Raw genomic sequence first — 19,043 nt, 5'->3', positions numbered from 1 at the left:
ATATGAATTTTCAGTTGAATATGTTGTATCAACAGTAGTTGTGTAATGTAATTCATTTTACTCTCATGATATATACATCGGAAAATCTAATCAGTTAAATATATTAAGAGGATATTGAGGAATAATATGAAAATATCATTAAAGCTAGTTACTATTAATTTAGTTCTCCCCTTAATTTGTATTATTGCATTTTCTTTTTTGTTGGGGACAAATTACTATGTCTATTTTATATATGTATTACTTGGGTTTCTTTTTTATTTATTAACAAAGTTTTTAGGGTGGGAGGTATCATTTCTATTCATAATTCCAGTTCTTATCATTGCACTGGTCTTAACAGGAAATTTTTTCTTTCTTGATTTTTATAATAATAATGGATTAAATCCACTAAAGATTCATCCTTTTGTCTTGTCTTGGTTAACTGTTTTCTTTCTATACTTTATGGAAAATTTAATAAAGGGAAGAATCATTTTTGATAAGATTTCAATTTTGTGTGTATTAGTTCTTTCTATATTTTTTGGAGTAACCTTTTACATCAAGGGAACTAGTGGAATGTCGTTAGCAATTCATAATTATCTTGGTCCTATTTCGTTCTTTTTGTTCTTCTATTGCAATAGGAAAATTAACTTAAAAAAAGTTAATAAGGCAGTTGAGATTATGATTTGCTTTTCAGTATTAATTGGACTGCTAGGAATTTGTGAATATCTTACTGGAGTCAATATTTTTCAAAATCTTTATAACGAAAATCATCCAGCATGGTTATACTCAACAATCCGTGATGGATATAGAATTAAAACAATAATTGGGCATCCGTTAGATAATGCGATTTTCTTCCTTTTTTCAATGATTATTGTGCAAATGAAGATCGAGAATACAAAGTTAAAGTATGCATTTCTGCTATTATTTATAATTGATATTTTATTAACAGGCTCAAGAAGTATTTTTGTTATAGCATTCATGGTACTTTTATATAATAAACAGGTCTTTAAGGGGGGCTGGAAGAATGCCAAACAATATCTCATCACTATAAGCGTGATAGGGATTGCGGTTTTCTTGACATTTAACACATCTTTAGGATCTACTTTTATAAATCGAGTTGGTGGTGCAAGTGACTCTACACAAGTACGGTTTATGCTAATAGATTATTTTATAAAACATTTGTCTTCATTTCAAATAATGGGTTTAGGAGGAGCTTCAGAGAACATAAAAATAATTGGTCAATTTAATACTCCTATAATTCTTGAAAACCCTTGGATTATTTTATTTTTTGATGTAGGATACTTCATTTTACTGTACATTCTTTTACTAATTTTTATTTTGTGCAGAATAGAGTACAAAATATTGGTAATCATTTTCATTTTTGCGCTCTCCGGATATAATTCATTTGGAGTGAAAAATAATGCTAATTATTTTTTATTTTATTTGTTAACCTATGGATATATTTTAGCAAGGGAGAAAAAATCTTCATCTTTATTAAAAACAAATGAGCAGGATTTTTGAATGAATTAGCATACATATAAATAATAATGAAGATTCAATTGAAGATATGATTCGAACTGCTTGAAATTAGAATATTTTTCATTCAAGTGGTTACAAGACAGAGGTTGTAAGTTAAGGATAATCACTGGAAAAACAACCTTAGATTTTAAGGTTACTATTACAGTGATAAAGAATAAGGAAAGCAGGAATCCGGTGGAAGCCAGCTTTTTTGCGTGTGTTATTTAATCAAATGTTTGTTTAACCTCTATTTTGTATGTTTTTATTTATATGAATTGCATACTATGTGATTATTAATGAGATGGCTGAGTAGTAACAACAAGAATATGTAAAAAATCACTAGTGTATTTACAACATCTTGATACAGAATAAATAAAGAAGATATGTGAAGTGGGACGGAGGTAAATCACCTCAGTCCCACTTCATTGTTTTCTATTATCTAGTTCGTAAAGTACTGAGAAACAACTTGCTTCAATTGTTCCTTATTCATTATCAACTCATCGTTATTATTCTTTAAAACATCATCATACATAGTCTTCCACTCTCCACCAATTTGATGATATTGTAATTGTTTTTTAGGATCAAAGTCTTTTGCAGCCATTCCTAAGCTCAACATATCTGTTGTCGTCATATTGGATGCGATTAAGAAGTTTGGAATTTGTTTTACGAACCCTGGTAGTTTTGTTATATTCTCAGGCTGTAGTGCTTTCTTAGCAATCCCTACTAATGCTTCCTCTTGTAATTTTTGACGATCATACTCCCCATTTTTAAGAGAATAGCGTTCATGTACAATTTCTGTCACCATTTTTCCATCTACTGAATGTGTGCCAGCATTTATCACTTTATTTTTATTTTCTTGGTACCAAGGATGTGTAAGTTTTACATCGAACGGCACATTCATTTCAATGCCACCAATTGCATCTACCATGCCCTGCAAGCCTTGATAGTTTGTTTCTACATAATAGTTAATATTTACACCTGTTAATTCAGTAATGGCTTGTATTGCGGCATCTACACCTTTTTGCTGACCTTCTGTTGCTTGTTTAATGTATTGTACGCTTGTCAATTTTGTATAGCCGTAGCCATCAAGGTGTACGCGTGTATCACGAGGAATGCTCATCGCGTGATATTCTTTTTTATTCAAGTCTACATGAACAATCATCATGGAATCGGAGTGACCGACGTTTTGTCCTTTTCGTTCATCTGAACCGATTAATAAAATGTTAAAGGCACCGTTTTGTGCTTTTGTGTCCTGACTTGAATCTACCTTTTTATTCGAGTTGGCATTTACTACAGGAACATTTTTAAAATGGTTCTTGGGCTGCAATTGCGTGTAGGCATAAGCGCCTCCCCCTACAGCAATGATGAGTATAGCCAACAAGCTGAAACCGATAATTTTCCATATTTTCTTTCCTTTTTTCATAAGAGCCTCCACTGTATTCTAATTATCTAGATATATATAAATAAACTTATTGAATGTATATGAAATAATTTTACTATATAATGAATGCGTTTTTCTACCTCGTTTTCCTGTATTTTGAATTTGTAATACATATCGAAGATTCAGCAGGAAAGGAAACTCTCGTAGAGTAATAAAATTTCCTAGATGTAAAATCAAGGAATAGTATTGAAAAATTTGAGGGATTCTATTGTGTGTAATTCAAAAACTAAAATAAAATGTAAATATTTGTTAAATGATAAGAGTATTGGTTCATCACCGTAACATGGGGTTGATTTTTTGAAAATGAATCATTTTTCATACACGGAACGGAGAGTGGCGACTCCTGCGGGAATAGCGAGGGAAGTGAGACCCCGCAGGCTTGCCGAGGAGGCTCGCTCTCGCCCGCGGAAAGCGTCCACTCGGAGTGGAGTGTACATCTATCTATATGTCACCCTCGTCTTTTGACGATTAACCAGAATATTGTTAATGTTCTATTGATTTAAAGGAAAGAAGGAATAAAAGATGAAAAAGAAAATTTTATTCTGGATTCTGGGTATTATAGGTCTTCTCGTAGTTGCTGGAGGAGCTTATACATATCATATTTATTCTAATGTATCAAATACATTAGATGCGGTTCATAAACCATTAGAGCGTGATAAGTCAGATAAGCGAGAACAAAAAGTAGAAGTCGTAGATCAAAAGCCTATTTCGATTTTACTAATGGGGAGTGACCGACAAAAAGATGAAGTTGGCCGTGCTGATTCTTTAATGTTATTTACTTTAAATCCAAAGACAAAGTCGATGAAAATTGTAAGTATTCCACGTGATTCATATACGGAAATTATCGGTAAAGGTAAGAAAGATAAGATTAACCATGCGTATGCATTTGGCGGAATTGATATGACTGTGAAAACAGTGGAAAACTTCCTTGATGTTCCTGTTGACCATTATATTGAAGCGAATATGGCTGGATTTAAGGATATTGTAGATGCGGTTGGCGGTGTAGATGTTCATAATGATTTAGAGTTTACACATGAAGGCGTACATTTTGCAAAAGGTGATATTCACATTAATGGTGATAAGGCTCTTTTATATACTCGTATGCGCTCTGAAGATCCTCGCGGTGATTTCGGACGTCAAATGCGTCAACGTCAAGTGATTCAAGCTGTAATTAAAAAAGGAGCAAATGTTTCTTCACTTGCAAACTACGGTGATGTATTACAAGCGATTCAAAAGAATGTGAAGACAAGCTTAACGCAAGATCAAATGTTTAATATTCAACAGAATTATAAGGATTGTATGAAAAACAGTGAAGAGATTCAAATTCCTGGTGATGGTCACAAAGCTGAGGATGGCATTTGGTACTACTTTGTAACAGATCAAACTCGCAAAGATTTATCTAATAAATTAAGAGAGCATCTTGAGTTGCCTAAGAAATAATTTTCCATAAACCAACTACGTTTACAGTAGTTGGTTTATTTTTGTATGCTTTTATACTAATATATATGTAGTATGAAACAGATGAGGTGAACGAATGAATAAAAAAGCATTTCTTGTGCTTTTTGTTTTTGTGTTGTTTGTTGCTTCTATTGTGAGCGGTAAGTTGTATTGGAATAAGAAAGTTGCCAATGCAACGCAGCAAGAGGCAGTAAGTACACAAAAGCAAAGTGCACAGGCAGAAGAGAAAAAAGCGGATACAAAAGGGTCTTTTAATGAAGCATATGCAAAGAATTTACCTAATGCGGTAAAGGAAAAGTTGAAGAAAGCAGCAGCTGATAAGAAAGCGGTGAATCTTGTTATTGTTGGGGATCAAGCTTCGGCGGCTGATGCTTGGCCAGCTAAGGTGACTGTTAATTTAAAAGAGGCGTATGGTGAAGGTCTTTGGAATGTTACTGTGAAAGAGTTTAAGGATGAGGGTACAGAAGATTTAATTGCACATAAGCGTGATAAAGAAATTGCAGATGCAAAGCCAGATGTGATTTTATTTGAACCGCCGTTTGTTACAGATAATAGTAAGATGGGTAACGGTAATTCTGTAGCGAATACGCAAAAGTTTGTACAAGCACTTCACAGTAGTGCGAAGGATGCTACGATTATGATCCAACCGCCAAATCCAATGTATAGTGCAAAGAATTATCCGAAAGCTATTGCTGCTTTGAAGCAGTTTGCAGAGCAAAACGGTTATACATATATTAATCATTGGGAAGTATGGCCGGATTCAACGACGAAGAATATCTTGCCATATTTGCAAGATGAGTTTGGCTTCCCAAGTGCAAAAGGTCATGAGCTTTGGGCGCAGTATGTGACGAATTATTTTATTGCAAAATAATTATAGTTTAGTAGAGTTATTAGTGAATGTAATAGAGGGAATTGTCGTCAATATATAGTCGATAATTCCCTCTATTTTCATTTTTGATCTTTGTTATACTATATAAATCACAAATAAGTTGCTACTATAATACAACATGACCGCTACTAGCTTGCTCTCTTTGTTTAAAACATGGCATGTGGCAGGAAAAGGCCCTGACCACTGCTATGCAAGGCCAGATGCTCTCGCCCTCCTTAAAAAGAAAAGGAGGTTTTTATGTCGTTTTTTATATAGCTTCGAAAGGAGGAACTCCATGAAAATACTTGTAGTCGATGATGAGTCGAGCATTTGTAATTTAATTCGGATGCAGTTAGAGATGGAAGGATATGAAGTACTTACAGCTGCGAATGGAAATGAGGCGTTGCGAAGATGGGAAGAGAAGCCTGATGTATTGATTCTAGATGTGATGCTTCCTGATATAGATGGTTATGAACTTCTTCGACTGTTTCGGGAGAAGGATCGCGATATTCCTGTGTTAATGTTAACGGCGAAGAGCCAGATGAATGATAAGTTGCTTGGTTTGCAGCTCGGTGCTGATGATTATGTGACAAAGCCTTTTCATTATGCAGAGCTGCTTTTGCGTGTGAAGAATATGACGCGACGTGTACAGAAGAAGGAAACGATTCATCATGAAGTCATTCAGGCCGGTGAGTTTGTGATTTGTCCAAAGGAACGAAAGCTACATGTGAATGGACAAGAAATTCATTTAACGTACCGAGAGTTTAACTTGTGTCAGTTGTTTGCGATGAATCCTCAGCGTGTATTTATGAGAGATGAGCTGTTAGAGAAAGTATGGGGTTTTGAATATATTGGCAATACGAGAGCGGTTGATATTATGGTGCAGCGTCTGCGGAAGAAGCTTGGAAGTAGCGGAGAAAGTATTAAAACGATTTATGGCGTTGGCTATAAGTTAGATTGTTAAAGGTGATTTGATGTCATTAAAACGAAATATGGTATTTGGTATAGTGGGGTTATTAATTCCTATTCTGTTTCTTCTTTACATGGTAATTTATATTGTACTTGAAAAGAATATGTATTGGAATGCTGCAGGTTCGTTAGAGAAATTAAGTGTAGAAGCACAAATATATACAATGAATTATTTAGAGAAGGAATCGGACGTGGAGACACTAGGGCCAAATTCATTGTTAATTGCTTCTTATTTAGCGAAGCGGATGGACGTTCGTGTCCAGATGATTGGGAAGAATGGAGAAGTTGTGGCGGATACGCAAAAAGGGGCACTGCTTTATCGGAATGTCGATATTGAGCATTCACTGCAGGGAAAGAAGGCTTATGTTGTTGAAAATAGTGATCCAGCTCCGTTGTTATTGTTTTCAAGTCCAGTTTATCATGGGAACGAAGTGATTGGGGCAATCCGGTTTGTAGATGAACTGCGTGATGAGAAGGAAGTATTAACGAATGTGAGTTGGACATTTGTAGTGACATCTATTTGTTTAGTGGCAGGGGGAATTTTCTTTGCGATTCGTTTGGCGAAGTCACTTCATAAGCCGATCGATCAATTGAGGCAAATGGCAAAACGTCTTGCAAATGGTAATTATAAAAATAAAATTGAGCTAACAGAGTATGTGGAGATTGCTCAGTTATCAGCTTCTTTTAATGCGATGGCCGATGCAATTGAGCTACATATGTCGCAATTACGGGAAGAGAAGGAGAAGCAAAAGGATTTCCTGGACCGTATTACGCATGAGTTAAAAACACCGCTTACTGCCATTATTGGTTATGTCGATTTAATTCCGAAGTTACAGCAGGAACAAGAGATAAAGGAAAGTTTGCATTATGTTTCGGTAGAGAGTCAGCGTTTATTGTCTTTAGTGGAGGAGTTATTACAATCTTCTAAGTATGGAACGAGTACGTTTGAAGTATCGCCGACGATTGTGGATATAAAGGAGCTTGCGGAAGAGGATTTCGGTTCCTGTCACAAGTCAGCATGCCAATAACATTTCAAAAGCCGTAAAGGATCAGGATGGCTATTGGTATGGTTATGAAGTAGAGCAGCTGGCGATCGCTATTAATAAGGAGCGATGGAAACGGGAAATTGAACCGCTTGGACTTTCGTATCCCACGGAATGGAAAGATTTATTACATCCTGCTTACGCCGGGAAGATCGTTATACCTGATCCGAATGTATCAGGAACAGCGTATACGCTGTTTCAATCACTAATAGATACGTTTGGAGAAGAAGAGGCAGACAATTATGTGAAGGGGCTTGCCAAACAAGTTGCAAAAGTAACGGTTAATGGTTATATGCCTGCAGAATATGCTGCGAGCGGCGAATCGATCATCGGTATTAATTTCATCGGAGACCAACATATGCTGCAAAAGCAAGGCTTTCCGATTGTAAGTAAGGTACCGAAGCAAACAGGGTTATCTGTCAATGCGATTTCTAAAATACAACATGCACCGAGTGGCATTATAGCGGATTTATTTATTGATTATTGTTTATCAGAAGAAGCGGGGCATATTTTAGAAAAGGTTTCGTTTGGCATACCAACGATGCTTACAAAGCGGCAGAAAGAGATACAAAGTCAGCCGGTTGGAAGAACGAATCAATCAGTATCAGATAGTGGAATCATCGAGTTATGGAATAGACAACGTCTCTCTCAAAAGTGAAAAAAGGAGAAGAGATAATATGTTTAAATGGCTTAAGCCTGCACCAGCAATCGAGCGTTTGCCAGCGAATATGATTGACAAATTATACACACTACTACGTATTCGCGTGTTACTAGGAATTTCGGTTGGGTATGCAGCGTATTATTTAGTTCGTAGTAACTTTACGTTATCTAGTACGTACTTAATGAAAGAATATGGTTTTACTACAACGGATATTGGGTTACTAGGTTCTGTTGTGGCGATTGTGTATGGACTAAGTAAGTTTTTTATGGGGAATTTATCAGATAAAGCGTATGCGCAGCGCTTTATAGCGGTTGGTTTATTTATATCATCAATTATAAATATTTGTTTTGGCTTTGCATCTTCATTTGGCATGATTTTAACATTATTAGTGTTAAATAATATTTTCCAAGGAATGGGAGCCCCTCCTTGTAGTACTGTAATGGCAAAGTGGTTCTCGAAGAAAGAGCGCGGTACGAAAACAGGACTTTGGAATATTTCGCATAATATCGGTGCTATGCTTGTACCACCGATTGTTGGAATTGGTTTTGGTATTTTCGGTGAAAGTCATTGGCAGGCTAGCGTGTTTATCTTCCCGGCGATCATTGCAATGGTGATTTCAGTTCTTATGTGGATCAATGCGAAGGATACACCAGAATCTGTTGGTCTTCCACCAATTGATGAATATCGTAATGACTATGAAGATCTTGAGAAGGCAGACAATGCGGGCAAAATGTCACCAAAAGAAATTTTAATGAAATATGTAGTGAAAAATAAATTTGTTTGGTATTTATGTATTGCGAACGCATTTGTATATTTAATTCGTTTCGGTGTAATTAACTGGGTACCAATTTATTTAACAACAGTTAAAGGATTTACAAAAACAGAAGCACATGCAGCGTTCTCAATCTTTGAAGGTATGGCAATTCCAAGTTCATTAATCGTTGGTTTGTTAAGTGATAAGTTATTCAAAGGGAAACGTATGCCACTATGTGTGTTTAGTATGGTTGGTGTTGTTATTGGAACGATCGTATATTGGCAAGCAACTAGTGTACTTGTTGTGAGTGCTGCAGTTTCGATTATTGGTTGTTTAATTTATGTACCACAATTTTTAATTGGTTTAAGTGCGATGGAATTAGTACCAAAATTTGCAATCGGTACAACAGTTGGTATGTGCGGCTTGTTCGGTTATTTAGGTGGAAGCCTAGTTGCAAACGCAGCGATTGGTATTATCGTTGATCGCTCTGGTTGGGACGGCTGTTTCATTCTATTAATAGCAGGTGGTATTTTATCTACTGTATTCTTATTCATCGTTCAATTTGGTCATGAGAGAAAAGCGTCTAAGAAGCAAACTGCTTAATCATTTCGAAGAGGAGAATCTATCAATTGGTAGGTTCTCTTTTTTTAATGAAACGTTTGTTTAAATGTGAGTCATTCTTGTTCTGTAAAATATAAAAAAATTACAATTCATTCACAATACCTTAACTTTATATTGTTAAAATTAGGTAATTAACAATATGGAAGGTGAGATGTTGACATGCAAATGTTTACTACTGAAGTGGAAAGAGTTTATCGTTGTACAGCAACTGTTGTAGCTGGTGAGAACATGTATGAATTTAGACTGCGCAGTACAGAAATGGGGGTTGCAGTTCACTTGTTGGATGAAGAGAAAGAAGAATGGTCACCGTTCTGTATCGAAACATTTATAGATGTTTCAGGATCTGCTTTCCCTGATGAAGAATCGAAGGACCGATTTCGAGTAGAATGTAATAGTGAAACGGGTTGGATTTTACAAATGTACGGTGAGGATTTTGGACGTGAGTATCAACGACCAATGACGCTAGGCGAACTCAAAGCGTTCGAGTTTGTGAATGAAAATATACCAGATGAGATGGTGATTGCACCGAAACAAGCGATTATGTTGCAGTAACAACATAAAAGCCCTTTTTTTATATGTGTAGTTGAATGGTTTGTGTAACAATACCACTTCAACTACACAAACCAGCCCCCACTTAATAACATGTTTGAAGTGCGCCTCATAAAGTTAGACAAGTTATTTCGTTAGGCGGCGGTTAAGGTCTGAGCTCGGTATTATACTGGGCTCAGACCTTTTAATTTTCCCTTAATTCGTTTGTGATTGTAGTAACTACACTTTGTATATTAGAGGTTTAGTTCATTAAGCAACGTGCATCTACCCAACCCAATACTTTGTTTCCTACTTTGATTTTTTTCCAATTAACTGATCCTTTTGTAGCGCTTCGAACAACTTGTACATTCTGATAACTATATTTATTGGTAGGGTCAACCCAACTTGCTCCATTTTCACCATAAGGAACACTCCAGATTCCGTCCCCTTTCGAAGAAGAGCCCATTGTAACAGAATAATTTTCATCTTTTATATCCTTTAAACCAGCTGAAGCCCTCTCTCCATCGATCCAACCTAACAACTTACCATCTTTCTTCACTTGATACCAGTTTGTATTCCCTTGCGTTACAGTGTTAACTACCTGAAGTGTTTGATAAGCGTAATCCTTCGTACTGCCTAAATACTGAGCACCTGTAATTCCATAAGGTGAAGTCCATATACCATTGTCATAGGTTCCGCCGATTGTAATCGTAAAATTGACAGGTTTTGCTTCCCCGGCATTATCTAATGCTTTTTTATCGATCCAGCCAATCACCTTACCGTCTATGCTAAATTTGTACCACTGCACATCACCATATGTAGCACTTTCTACTAACTGAAGGTCACGATAAGCATATAAATCCGTTGATCCTAAATAATTCGCGCCTGGTACACCATATGGTATCGACCATATACTATTAGTTGTTGTTGCACCCATCACGGAAGTCTGATTAATCGATTGAATATTTTGTAAACCACTTAATGCTTGGCTATCTAGCCAACCAATAATTTTACCACCTATGCTAAATTTGTACCATGTAACTGTATTCAAAGTCATTTTTTCAACTAGATGAATTTCTTTACCGACAAAATCATTTGTAGATCCTACATAATTAGCATCCGGTAGCCCATAAGGAGATGTCCAAACAGAATTTCCCTCTGTCCATTTCACGATTTGATTCTCATTCACACTAGTTGTAGGGTTATGATCTGCTTCATAATAAGCTTTCGTCCCTTGTAGAAAATCGTCCCACAAACCACGATCCATTATGTTTCTTGGACAGAGTTTCCCGCTCCAGTACTGATGTTTTTTTACATTATCCAAGGATATATTAAGTTCCTTCATTAAATGAGCTGTTAATTTACGTGCATTTTCCACAGCTTTATCATAATTTCCATCTTGATTCACTGCAATTTCAATCGCAATAGATTGTCTATTACCTGTACCGTTTGTTCCATCACCTGCATGCCATGCATTTTCATCGAGAGGTAGATGCTGATAAATCTCCTTATCATCTACTGTGAAATGCCAGGATGCACCTCGATCTGTATTACCTGTCGCTTGGTTATACAAATATTGCGCGTGATTTTTTGCACCTGCACCAACACTCGTATTATCAGTCTCATGAATGGTAATATAATTTGGCTTCATCCAGTAGCCAGGACGAATATTTGAATTTCCTTTTGGAATAATCCATTCCGTAAACGGAACATCATTAACCATACCTTTCTTCAATGTTGAAGCAGACCTACTTTGAAGCAAAGAAGATTTTCCAACTGCAGATTTCCCTGGATCTTCAACAATTGCCGCTTCATTATCACCTCGTCCATCCTCATTTTTCATATGCTCCTCAATACTTTTCAAAGCTTGTTCATCTACTGACTGTAACTCTGTTTGTTCCTTTTGTTTCACCTGCTCCGCAAAAGAGGACGTCGGAACTGCAAATACTTCTAATGCAATTGACATTGCTAAAAATTTATAGATTGATTTTTTCATATTATCGGTCTAACACGTATCATATATGTATAATATTTCGTGCTAAATTTCCCTCCCTTTCTAGTAAAATAACATTTGCTCCTTCAGAAATTGCCTTCATCAATTATTCTGAAATCAAAAAATCAATTCTCACACAAGATGTATACCATTATATAGATTAACATACTAAGTAATGTTCATCACTGGACTTTCATATCTCAACATGAAAACTTAAGCATAAAAACATCCATGATTTAAGATTTCCTGGTTGAACCTTATTAGACATTCAACATATACCTAATTGTATTATCAAACGTTTGTTTAAGAAAAATATGCATATTAGAAAATATTGAATTTTAAAACAAGCCATTGTTTGATACAATTTATAATATGTAAACTATGTAATATAAATGTAATAAATGTCGAATGTTTGTTGAGATATTTTGGAAAAGTTTGTATAATCTAATTATATTAACAATTTAAGTAAAAGGAGAGAGACAATGTTACCAGATACGGTTCGTACTCCGAATAAAAAGAAAAAGTGGATTATCATTGGGGTTATTGTGCTTATTATTATCGTTGCTGCTGTAAACATTTTTATGATGCAGAGTAAGAAAAAGGGTGGCACAGCAGATGTGAAGTATACAGAAGTAACAGAACGTCAACTCAATAATACAAAACTTATTTCCGGTCAAGTGAAACCAGGAAATATTGAGAGTTTCTATGCAGATGCGACTAAAGGAAAAGTAAAAGATATTGCTGTAAAAGAAGGACAAGAAGTGAACAAAGGGGACAAGTTGTTCTCTTATGATAATGAAGAAATTAATTTGCAAATGAAGCAAGCAGAAATAGAACAAAAAGTGACTTCAATGCGCTATGATCAAGGGAAGAAAAAAATAGATTCATTGAAACAAGATATTAAAAAAGCGAAGGATAGCGGAGCGACGAAAGAGGCGATTGAGCCGTTAGAATCCCAGCTAAATGAAATGGAAATGCAACAAAAAACAGCTGACCTTGAAAAAGAAAAAGGGAATCTTCATATAGAAGAATTAAAGAAAAAACAAGGTGAACTTACGGTTTACAGTAATTTTGCCGGTGTTGTGCAAAAGCTTGATAAAGATGCTTCCCAAGGTTCTACGCCAGTAATGGGCGGACAAGGCAAAGCATTTTTACAAATTGCCTCTAAGGATGCATTCCAAATTCAAGGTACATTAACTGAACTACAAAAATCACAAATCCAAAAAGATCAACCGATTACAGTGACGGCGAAGGCAGCGTCGAAGAAGAAGTGGACTGGAAAAATTACAGAGGTAAGTGAATATCCGACAAGTGCGGAGGGAAATGTACAAGCTTCAGCAGGCGGAGAAGCAGGACAAAATATGTCTTATTATGCATATAAAGCATCACTAGATTCCCAAGATGGATTATCACCAGGGTATCATGTGTCTATTCAAGTAAACGTAGAGAATAAAAAAATGGTTGCTGTTCCTCATAAAAGTATTGTAGAGGAAAAAGGTGAATCATTTGTGTATGTAGAGGATAAAGGAAAGCTTCGCAAGCAAATTGTGAAGAAAGGTTCAAGCGATGGAGATTGGGTTGAAATGCTTGAAGGCGTAACAGTAGGACAAAAGGTGGTTGAAAATCCTTCCGATAAAGTGTTTGACGGAATGGAAGTGAAGAAAAAATGATTACCTTAAGCAATATTCATAAAACGTATTATCAAGGGAGTTTAGCTGTACCAATTTTACATGGTATTAGTTTAAAGATTGATAACGGTGAATTTGTTTCGATTATGGGACCGTCTGGATCGGGGAAATCAACGCTTATGAATATTATTGGTTGTCTCGATCGTCCAACAGAAGGTGAATATATGCTGAACGATGTGAATATTTTAACAGCAGATGAGTCAAAATTGGCGCTCATTCGAAATGAATACATCGGTTTTGTTTTCCAGCATTTTAATTTACTGCCTCGTCTTTCGGCGGTGGAGAATGTAGAGCTTCCGCTTGTTTACGGCGGTATAAAGAAAGCGGAGCGCCGCGAGCGGGCATTAGAGGCATTAGGGAAGGTTGGACTAGCAGATCGCGTACATCACTTGCCAAATGAATTATCGGGTGGACAAAAGCAGCGCGTCGCAATTGCACGTGCGATTGCGAATGATCCAACATTCATTATGGCCGATGAACCAACAGGTGCGCTTGATACGAAATCAGGTGAACAAGTTATGAATATTTTCACTCAGCTGAACAAAGAAGGTACAACGATTGTAATGGTTACGCATGAAGAGGAAGTAGCAGCGTATTCATCTCGCCGCATTGTGCTCAGAGATGGGAAAATTACAGAAGATAGAAGGTGTGCTGTATGAGTTTACTAGATAGTATTAAAATTGCGCTTTCTTCTATTCTAGCTCATAAGCTGCGCTCCGCACTGACGATGCTTGGGATTATTATCGGTGTTGGCTCGATTATTACTGTCGTTGCGATTGGGCAAGGCGGGGAAGCGATGTTGAAGTCTCAATTTGCAGGTGTAGGTAATAATGTGATTCCACTTCAGTTTCAAACGGATATCGATGATCCATATTCGATGGGGATCGGAGAACGCCCTGAATTAAGAGAAGAAGATATTCTCGCGCTAAAACAATTGCCAGAGATTAGTCATGTCATTACGACGAATTCGAATGTGGAACCACTCGATATTAATGATAAAAAGGGCATGACTAAGATTATTGGACTTGATAGTGAATATTTTGCAGGGAATAAAATCAAATTGGTTGAAGGCCGTTCTTTAAATGAATCAGATATTGAGCATGGTAATAACGTTGCGATGATTAGTACGAAAACAAAGGATACTTTTTATCCGAAAGAAAATCCTGTTGGGAAAATTATCGAGGTAAAAGGCCAGCCATTGCAAATTATCGGGGTGTATAAATCAGATAATAACTTTATGGGTATGGGGGTGTCGGAAATATTAATTCCGCTTTCGCTTTGGCCAACACTATATGGAAAAAGTGAAATTCAAAATATTGCAGTACAAGTGAAAAGTGTTGATCAAATGGAAGGGGCAGGGAAAAGAGCTGCTGACGTTTTAAATGACCGAAAATCAAATGATATTCCAGGGAAGTATGAAGTTGTCGATATTGAGAAAATGAAAGAAAGTATTTCACAAGTAACGAGTATTATGACGATGATTATCGGCGGTATTGCGGGTATTTCCCTTGTCGTTGGCGGCATCGGCGTTATGAATATTATGCTCGTATCTGTTACGGAGCGTACGCGTGAAATTGGTGTTCGTAAAGCACTCGGTGCAACGCGCGGGAAAATCTTGCTTCAATTCTTAATCGAGGCCGTGATGTTAACACTTCTTGGCGGTTTAATTGGAATTGGTATTGGATACGGAGGCGCTTATATCGCTTCTACGTTTGCAAAATGGCCACCGCTCGTTTCATGGGAAGTTGTGCTTGGCGGCGTCCTATTCTCAATGACGCTCGGCATTATTTTCGGACTGATTCCAGCAAACAAAGCAGCAAAATTAGATCCAATCGAAGCATTGCGCTATGAATAAAGTGAAACTTCCCTCAGTGTGGGCCTTTATCCCCCGCTGAGGGAAGCACGCACAATCGGGCTTTTACGGGCAGTTTTATTTCCTGCCCACGAATAGCGGGATAACACTCAGTTCTTGTGGGTGGTGAATCTCTGTTTGAAAAAGTGGAGATTCACCACCCACAAGAACGGGTATAAAAATAAAGGAGGTTTTACATATGGAAGCGAACGTAAACACGCAGAAGGTAAGCGGAGAGAAACCCTCATTATTTGGAATGATTACCTCGCCTAGTTTGCAATTTGAGAGAATGAAGAGTAGTAATGCAGTTTGGGGCGCTTTTTGGATAATGGCTTTACTGACTGGTATTGTCGGTGCAATTGGGGGGTATGTTAATTCTCAAACACCGGAAGCTATTAAAGCGAATCAACAATTAGGATTAGAAGTATCCCCAGGGGTAAGTGCAGGCTATGGATTTGCACTCGTTTTCTTTGGATCTATAATTGGATTTTTTATTATCGCGGCTGTGTATAAAGTATTGATGATGCTTATGGGCAATGATACAACTTATAAAAAATTATTAACAATTATTGTATATACAGGTATTATTTCAGTTATTGGTGGATTAATTAACGCACTTCTGGCTTTAGTTTTTGATGGAAATGGTAAGGAAATGTACACAAGTTTAGGACCGCTATTTGCTTCTTCTGGTGGCGTTGTACATGGGATTGCAAAGTCAATTGAAATTTTTGGGATTTGGGGATTGGTTGTAACAGGATTAGGGTTACAGATTACAGCTGGTTTAAGTAAGAAACAAGCAACAATCATTGTTGTAGTTTTCTTTATCATATCATTGGCATTTGGCGCAATTGGTGGCTTAGTTAGTGGCTTAGTCCCAAAAGTATAATATAAGATCATGTTTATCGAAACGGCTCGTGTAGAGCCGTTTTATTCGTAGAAGTTTCCTTTTGTTTTACTGATAGTATGGGAAAGCCATTTTATTCTTATGGGCGGTTCGTGTGCAAAAAGAACGGCTCATAAGAATGGAATGTACAATAAAAAGGGGAGATTTGTATATGGAGCCGAATGTAGACGTACAAAAAGTAGGGGGAGAAAAACCATCTTTATTTGGAATGATTACATCCCCGCGTTTGCAGTTTGAAAGAATGAAAACAAGTAGCTCGGTGTGGGGTGCGCTTATTATCTTAGCTGTGCTTGGCGGAATTGTATCGATTATTAACAATTATATAAATTTTAATTCGCCTCAATTACAAGCGGTGATGGAGAACGAGCAAGCTGCAATGTTTAAAAATATCACAATTGGGACTTCATTTTTTACTGGTATGCTTGGAGTGGCAATGGGATTCATGTTTGCAGCTGCAGTTTATAAAGTTATTATGATGTTTATAGGCAATGATACACCTTATCAGAAATTGTTATCTATCACAGTGTATACAGGTATAATTACATGTATTGGCTTGTTAATAAATGGTGTATTAGCAATCGTATTCGGCGGGGACGGTACTGTGAAATATACAAGCTTAGGACCTTTATTTGAAAAGGGTACAGTGGCCTTTGGAATCGGAAGTACAATTGACATTTTTGTAATTTGGGCCCTCGTTGTAACAGGATTAGGACTGCACATTACAGCGGGCTTAAGCAAGAAGCAAGCAACAATTTTTGTTGTAGTTTTCTTTATCATATCATTGGCATTTGGCGCAGTTGTTGGCTTAGTTAGTGGCTTATTCCCAAAAGCATAATATAAGATCATGTTTATCGAAACGGCTCATGTGGAGCCGTTTTTTTGTTGTACATTGGCGAGGAATCCTTATATGGCGCCGAAGGTAAAATTGCTATGGAATTTCACATAAGACTAGCAGAATTTTAAATGCTGCATAGGTAAATTTGAAATTTTGCTAGTCTATCATGAAATGCAGTGCGGTGAAAGGAGGGCTGTTTTCTTATAAGGTAAAGGTACCGCGGAATAACAAAGAGGTATACCTTTTAGAAATGGGTCAAACGTGAAGCCAGTTACCTTTACGGAAACAGTAGCGCTGTATGAAAAGATGATTAAAAATCAAATGAAGAAGCTTTGTATTTACCGAGATTATGAAGAGTATTTTCAATGCGGACTCATTGCACTTTGGCGGGCGTATGAGAAATATGATGAGGAGAAGGGAAGTTTTCCGGCATATGCGCTTGCGACGGTGCGCGGTTATTTGTTAGGGCAGTTAAAGAAGGAGAGGTGTTTTCAAGACCGTGAGACTTGTACGGAGCTGTATATTTTAGAGAATATAGGTGGTGAGGAGAAGCGGACGGAGGTGTTTGAGTATATGAGTATGCTAGAGGAGAATGAACAGTTTGTCTTATTTGAGCATTTCTACGGTGGAAAGAAAATGCACGAGATTGCAGCTGAGTTAGGTATGACCTATCATCAAGCGCGCTGGATCTATAGGCAAGCGCTGAAAAAAATGCGGGCAGATGCAGTGGACAAATGATAGAAAAGGGAGGCAGGTAGGTAGTCTCCCTTTTCTATATGTATGCAGAATTTACTTAAAGAGGAGGGAAGAAACAATCTACTGGTAGTTTCATTTTATCTAGAAGATTGAGTTTTGCTAAAATATGACCAGCTCTTATCCACTGCTTCTCCATTTGATTGGGACTAATAGGGAAAATTTGATTTTTGCCGTTACGAAAATGTATGTTTGTGTGGCGTGAATCATGACGCTCAAGTCTTTCTATGTGAGCATAAAATATCCAGGAGCATGGCCAAGATGAAGGTGACTTTGTAGGAATGGCGCAAATGTAGTGTTGGTGATCAATAGGGATTGGGATGTTTTGTTTAAAATGACAACATTCTTGAATGGCTAATCGTTTTCCTTCATACGTAGAGTAGTTTCGCATAATGCAACTTTCACGAATGAGTTGCAACGGTGTTTTCACTGAAAAGATGATTCTTTGCGTTTCCCAAATTTTTGTTTGATAAACAGGATGAGCGTACGCTTCAAGTGCCATCGTTTGCGCTGAAATTTCATACCAATCAACTAAGTCAGTCAATGAAAAAGCCTCCTCATATTATAATGGATGATTACATTTTCTATTATAAAAATAAAGTATAAAAGTAATTTAAAGAATTTGTAAATTAATGTTAAAAAAAGAATATATTTACTGTTTTCTCCCGATATTTGTGGAAGGGATGCCCTGCTAGAAATTTGTAGCTATTTAGGTTGTCTAATTTGCAATGCGATTCCATATATATGAAAATAGAAAGGATAGGCGGTGAGGGAATATGAAATGGAAATATGTGCTTCTCGCTTTGGCTCTAGTGTTTTTCGTATATTTAGCAAATAGTAACCCGAGTAAAGGGGAATATACAGACTGGGCAGCAAAGCAATTTATGACACGGAATGATATGAATAAGAAATTGACGGAAGTTGAGCAAGAAGATAAAGAAGGGCTTCTTGGTGAGCTAGCTACAATTGGAAAGAAATTAGCGAAGAACTATGTAGAGCCGCAAGTTGGTTTATTAATTGATCACTATACGAAGCGTAATGACTATATTTTTTTCTCAACATATACAACAGAGTTTAAGATAGGGAAAGAAAATTATAAATATGTTTCAGTGGGTATTTCACATATCTTTATACCAATTGAAATGCCAAAAAAGAAAGAGGGGTAGCCGCATTGGTTACTC

Annotated in this window: 16 protein-coding genes and 2 pseudogenes; 15 read left to right on the top strand and 3 right to left on the bottom strand. The window is 36.8% G+C overall.

What is annotated here, in order from left to right:
• Positions 1-126: 126 nt before the first annotated feature.
• Positions 127-1,497: a hypothetical protein gene (locus MR076_RS01310; RefSeq protein ID WP_242216861.1), complete on the top strand. Its 1,371-nt coding sequence runs from the start codon at positions 127-129 to the stop codon at positions 1,495-1,497.
• Positions 1,498-1,933: 436 nt separating this feature from the next.
• On the opposite strand, the gene MR076_RS01305 is transcribed toward MR076_RS01310, so the two are convergent.
• Positions 1,934-2,917: an LCP family protein gene (locus MR076_RS01305; RefSeq protein ID WP_242216859.1), complete on the bottom strand. Its 984-nt coding sequence runs from the start codon at positions 2,915-2,917 to the stop codon at positions 1,934-1,936.
• Positions 2,918-3,457: 540 nt separating this feature from the next.
• Between MR076_RS01305 and tagU the strand changes: the two genes are divergently transcribed.
• The 7 genes and pseudogenes from tagU to MR076_RS01270 all read left to right on the top strand — a co-directional run bounded on the left by tagU (position 3,458) and on the right by MR076_RS01270 (position 9,861).
• On the top strand, positions 3,458-4,375 hold the full coding sequence (tagU, locus tag MR076_RS01300) for a polyisoprenyl-teichoic acid--peptidoglycan teichoic acid transferase TagU (protein ID WP_242216857.1): 918 nt from the start codon (positions 3,458-3,460) through the stop codon (positions 4,373-4,375).
• A gap of 94 nt (positions 4,376-4,469) precedes the next feature.
• Positions 4,470-5,264, top strand: a complete 795-nt coding sequence (locus MR076_RS01295; protein WP_242216855.1) for an SGNH/GDSL hydrolase family protein — start codon at positions 4,470-4,472, stop codon at positions 5,262-5,264.
• A gap of 292 nt (positions 5,265-5,556) precedes the next feature.
• Entirely contained in the window at positions 5,557-6,225 is a 669-nt protein-coding gene (locus tag MR076_RS01290; RefSeq protein WP_242216852.1) for a response regulator transcription factor, read from the top strand.
• Between the two features lie 10 nt (positions 6,226-6,235).
• Positions 6,236-7,222: pseudogene (locus tag MR076_RS01285) on the top strand (histidine kinase dimerization/phospho-acceptor domain-containing protein); the annotation flags it as partial.
• Positions 7,215-7,931 (top strand): annotated as a pseudogene (locus tag MR076_RS01280) (extracellular solute-binding protein); the annotation flags it as partial. The pseudogenes MR076_RS01285 and MR076_RS01280, both read left to right, overlap by 8 nt.
• Before the next feature lie 19 nt (positions 7,932-7,950).
• On the top strand, positions 7,951-9,291 hold the full coding sequence (pgtP, locus tag MR076_RS01275; RefSeq protein WP_242216847.1) for an MFS transporter: 1,341 nt from the start codon (positions 7,951-7,953) through the stop codon (positions 9,289-9,291).
• 177 nt (positions 9,292-9,468) lie between these two features.
• Complete coding sequence (locus MR076_RS01270; RefSeq protein ID WP_242216845.1) at positions 9,469-9,861, top strand: hypothetical protein; 393 nt, start codon at positions 9,469-9,471, stop codon at positions 9,859-9,861.
• Positions 9,862-10,099: 238 nt separating this feature from the next.
• On the opposite strand, the gene MR076_RS01265 is transcribed toward MR076_RS01270, so the two are convergent.
• Positions 10,100-11,833: a GW domain-containing glycosaminoglycan-binding protein gene (locus tag MR076_RS01265; protein WP_242216844.1), complete on the bottom strand. Its 1,734-nt coding sequence runs from the start codon at positions 11,831-11,833 to the stop codon at positions 10,100-10,102.
• A gap of 479 nt (positions 11,834-12,312) precedes the next feature.
• Here MR076_RS01265 and MR076_RS01260 point away from each other — a divergent pair, with 479 nt between their 5' ends.
• The 6 genes from MR076_RS01260 to MR076_RS01235 all read left to right on the top strand — a co-directional run bounded on the left by MR076_RS01260 (position 12,313) and on the right by MR076_RS01235 (position 17,847).
• Positions 12,313-13,500 (top strand): efflux RND transporter periplasmic adaptor subunit, encoded by a 1,188-nt coding sequence (locus MR076_RS01260; protein WP_242216841.1) that lies wholly within the window; start codon positions 12,313-12,315, stop codon positions 13,498-13,500.
• Positions 13,497-14,177: an ABC transporter ATP-binding protein gene (locus MR076_RS01255; protein ID WP_242216839.1), complete on the top strand. Its 681-nt coding sequence runs from the start codon at positions 13,497-13,499 to the stop codon at positions 14,175-14,177. Before MR076_RS01260 ends, MR076_RS01255 begins: the two co-directional genes overlap by 4 nt.
• Positions 14,174-15,373 (top strand): ABC transporter permease, encoded by a 1,200-nt coding sequence (locus tag MR076_RS01250; protein ID WP_242216837.1) that lies wholly within the window; start codon positions 14,174-14,176, stop codon positions 15,371-15,373. Before MR076_RS01255 ends, MR076_RS01250 begins: the two co-directional genes overlap by 4 nt.
• 196 nt (positions 15,374-15,569) lie before the next feature.
• Complete coding sequence (yknW, locus tag MR076_RS01245) at positions 15,570-16,256, top strand: YknW family membrane protein (protein ID WP_242216834.1); 687 nt, start codon at positions 15,570-15,572, stop codon at positions 16,254-16,256.
• A gap of 169 nt (positions 16,257-16,425) precedes the next feature.
• Positions 16,426-17,109: a YknW family membrane protein gene (gene yknW / locus MR076_RS01240; protein ID WP_242216832.1), complete on the top strand. Its 684-nt coding sequence runs from the start codon at positions 16,426-16,428 to the stop codon at positions 17,107-17,109.
• Positions 17,110-17,370: 261 nt separating this feature from the next.
• Complete coding sequence (locus MR076_RS01235) at positions 17,371-17,847, top strand: sigma-70 family RNA polymerase sigma factor (RefSeq protein WP_242216830.1); 477 nt, start codon at positions 17,371-17,373, stop codon at positions 17,845-17,847.
• Positions 17,848-17,902: 55 nt separating this feature from the next.
• On the opposite strand, the gene MR076_RS01230 is transcribed toward MR076_RS01235, so the two are convergent.
• Entirely contained in the window at positions 17,903-18,406 is a 504-nt protein-coding gene (locus MR076_RS01230) for a competence protein ComK (RefSeq protein WP_242216828.1), read from the bottom strand.
• Between the two features lie 232 nt (positions 18,407-18,638).
• Here MR076_RS01230 and MR076_RS01225 point away from each other — a divergent pair, with 232 nt between their 5' ends.
• Positions 18,639-19,028: a DUF4359 domain-containing protein gene (locus tag MR076_RS01225; RefSeq protein WP_242216827.1), complete on the top strand. Its 390-nt coding sequence runs from the start codon at positions 18,639-18,641 to the stop codon at positions 19,026-19,028.
• Positions 19,029-19,043: the final 15 nt, after the last annotated feature.

Origin of the sequence: Bacillus cereus group sp. BfR-BA-01380, assembly GCF_022663535.1 — a bacterium.
Lineage (GTDB): Bacteria > Bacillota > Bacilli > Bacillales > Bacillaceae_G > Bacillus_A > Bacillus_A cereus_BB.
This window is presented reverse-complemented; position numbering and strand designations above follow the sequence as displayed.

What these genes read in the sequence shown, in the direction of transcription:
- tagU (WP_242216857.1), top strand. Translation starts at nt 3,458, where the DNA reads ATGAAAAAGAAAATTTTATTCTGGATTCTGGGTATTATAGGTCTTCTC.
- MR076_RS01255 (WP_242216839.1), top strand. Translation starts at nt 13,497, where the DNA reads ATGATTACCTTAAGCAATATTCATAAAACGTATTATCAAGGGAGTTTA.
- MR076_RS01305 (WP_242216859.1), bottom strand. Translation starts at nt 2,917, where the DNA reads ATGAAAAAAGGAAAGAAAATATGGAAAATTATCGGTTTCAGCTTGTTG.
- MR076_RS01265 (WP_242216844.1), bottom strand. Translation starts at nt 11,833, where the DNA reads ATGAAAAAATCAATCTATAAATTTTTAGCAATGTCAATTGCATTAGAA.
- MR076_RS01270 (WP_242216845.1), top strand. Translation starts at nt 9,469, where the DNA reads ATGCAAATGTTTACTACTGAAGTGGAAAGAGTTTATCGTTGTACAGCA.
- yknW (WP_242216834.1), top strand. Translation starts at nt 15,570, where the DNA reads ATGGAAGCGAACGTAAACACGCAGAAGGTAAGCGGAGAGAAACCCTCA.
- MR076_RS01310 (WP_242216861.1), top strand. Translation starts at nt 127, where the DNA reads ATGAAAATATCATTAAAGCTAGTTACTATTAATTTAGTTCTCCCCTTA.
- yknW (WP_242216832.1), top strand. Translation starts at nt 16,426, where the DNA reads ATGGAGCCGAATGTAGACGTACAAAAAGTAGGGGGAGAAAAACCATCT.
- MR076_RS01225 (WP_242216827.1), top strand. Translation starts at nt 18,639, where the DNA reads ATGAAATGGAAATATGTGCTTCTCGCTTTGGCTCTAGTGTTTTTCGTA.
- MR076_RS01250 (WP_242216837.1), top strand. Translation starts at nt 14,174, where the DNA reads ATGAGTTTACTAGATAGTATTAAAATTGCGCTTTCTTCTATTCTAGCT.
- MR076_RS01295 (WP_242216855.1), top strand. Translation starts at nt 4,470, where the DNA reads ATGAATAAAAAAGCATTTCTTGTGCTTTTTGTTTTTGTGTTGTTTGTT.
- MR076_RS01290 (WP_242216852.1), top strand. Translation starts at nt 5,557, where the DNA reads ATGAAAATACTTGTAGTCGATGATGAGTCGAGCATTTGTAATTTAATT.
- MR076_RS01260 (WP_242216841.1), top strand. Translation starts at nt 12,313, where the DNA reads ATGTTACCAGATACGGTTCGTACTCCGAATAAAAAGAAAAAGTGGATT.
- pgtP (WP_242216847.1), top strand. Translation starts at nt 7,951, where the DNA reads ATGTTTAAATGGCTTAAGCCTGCACCAGCAATCGAGCGTTTGCCAGCG.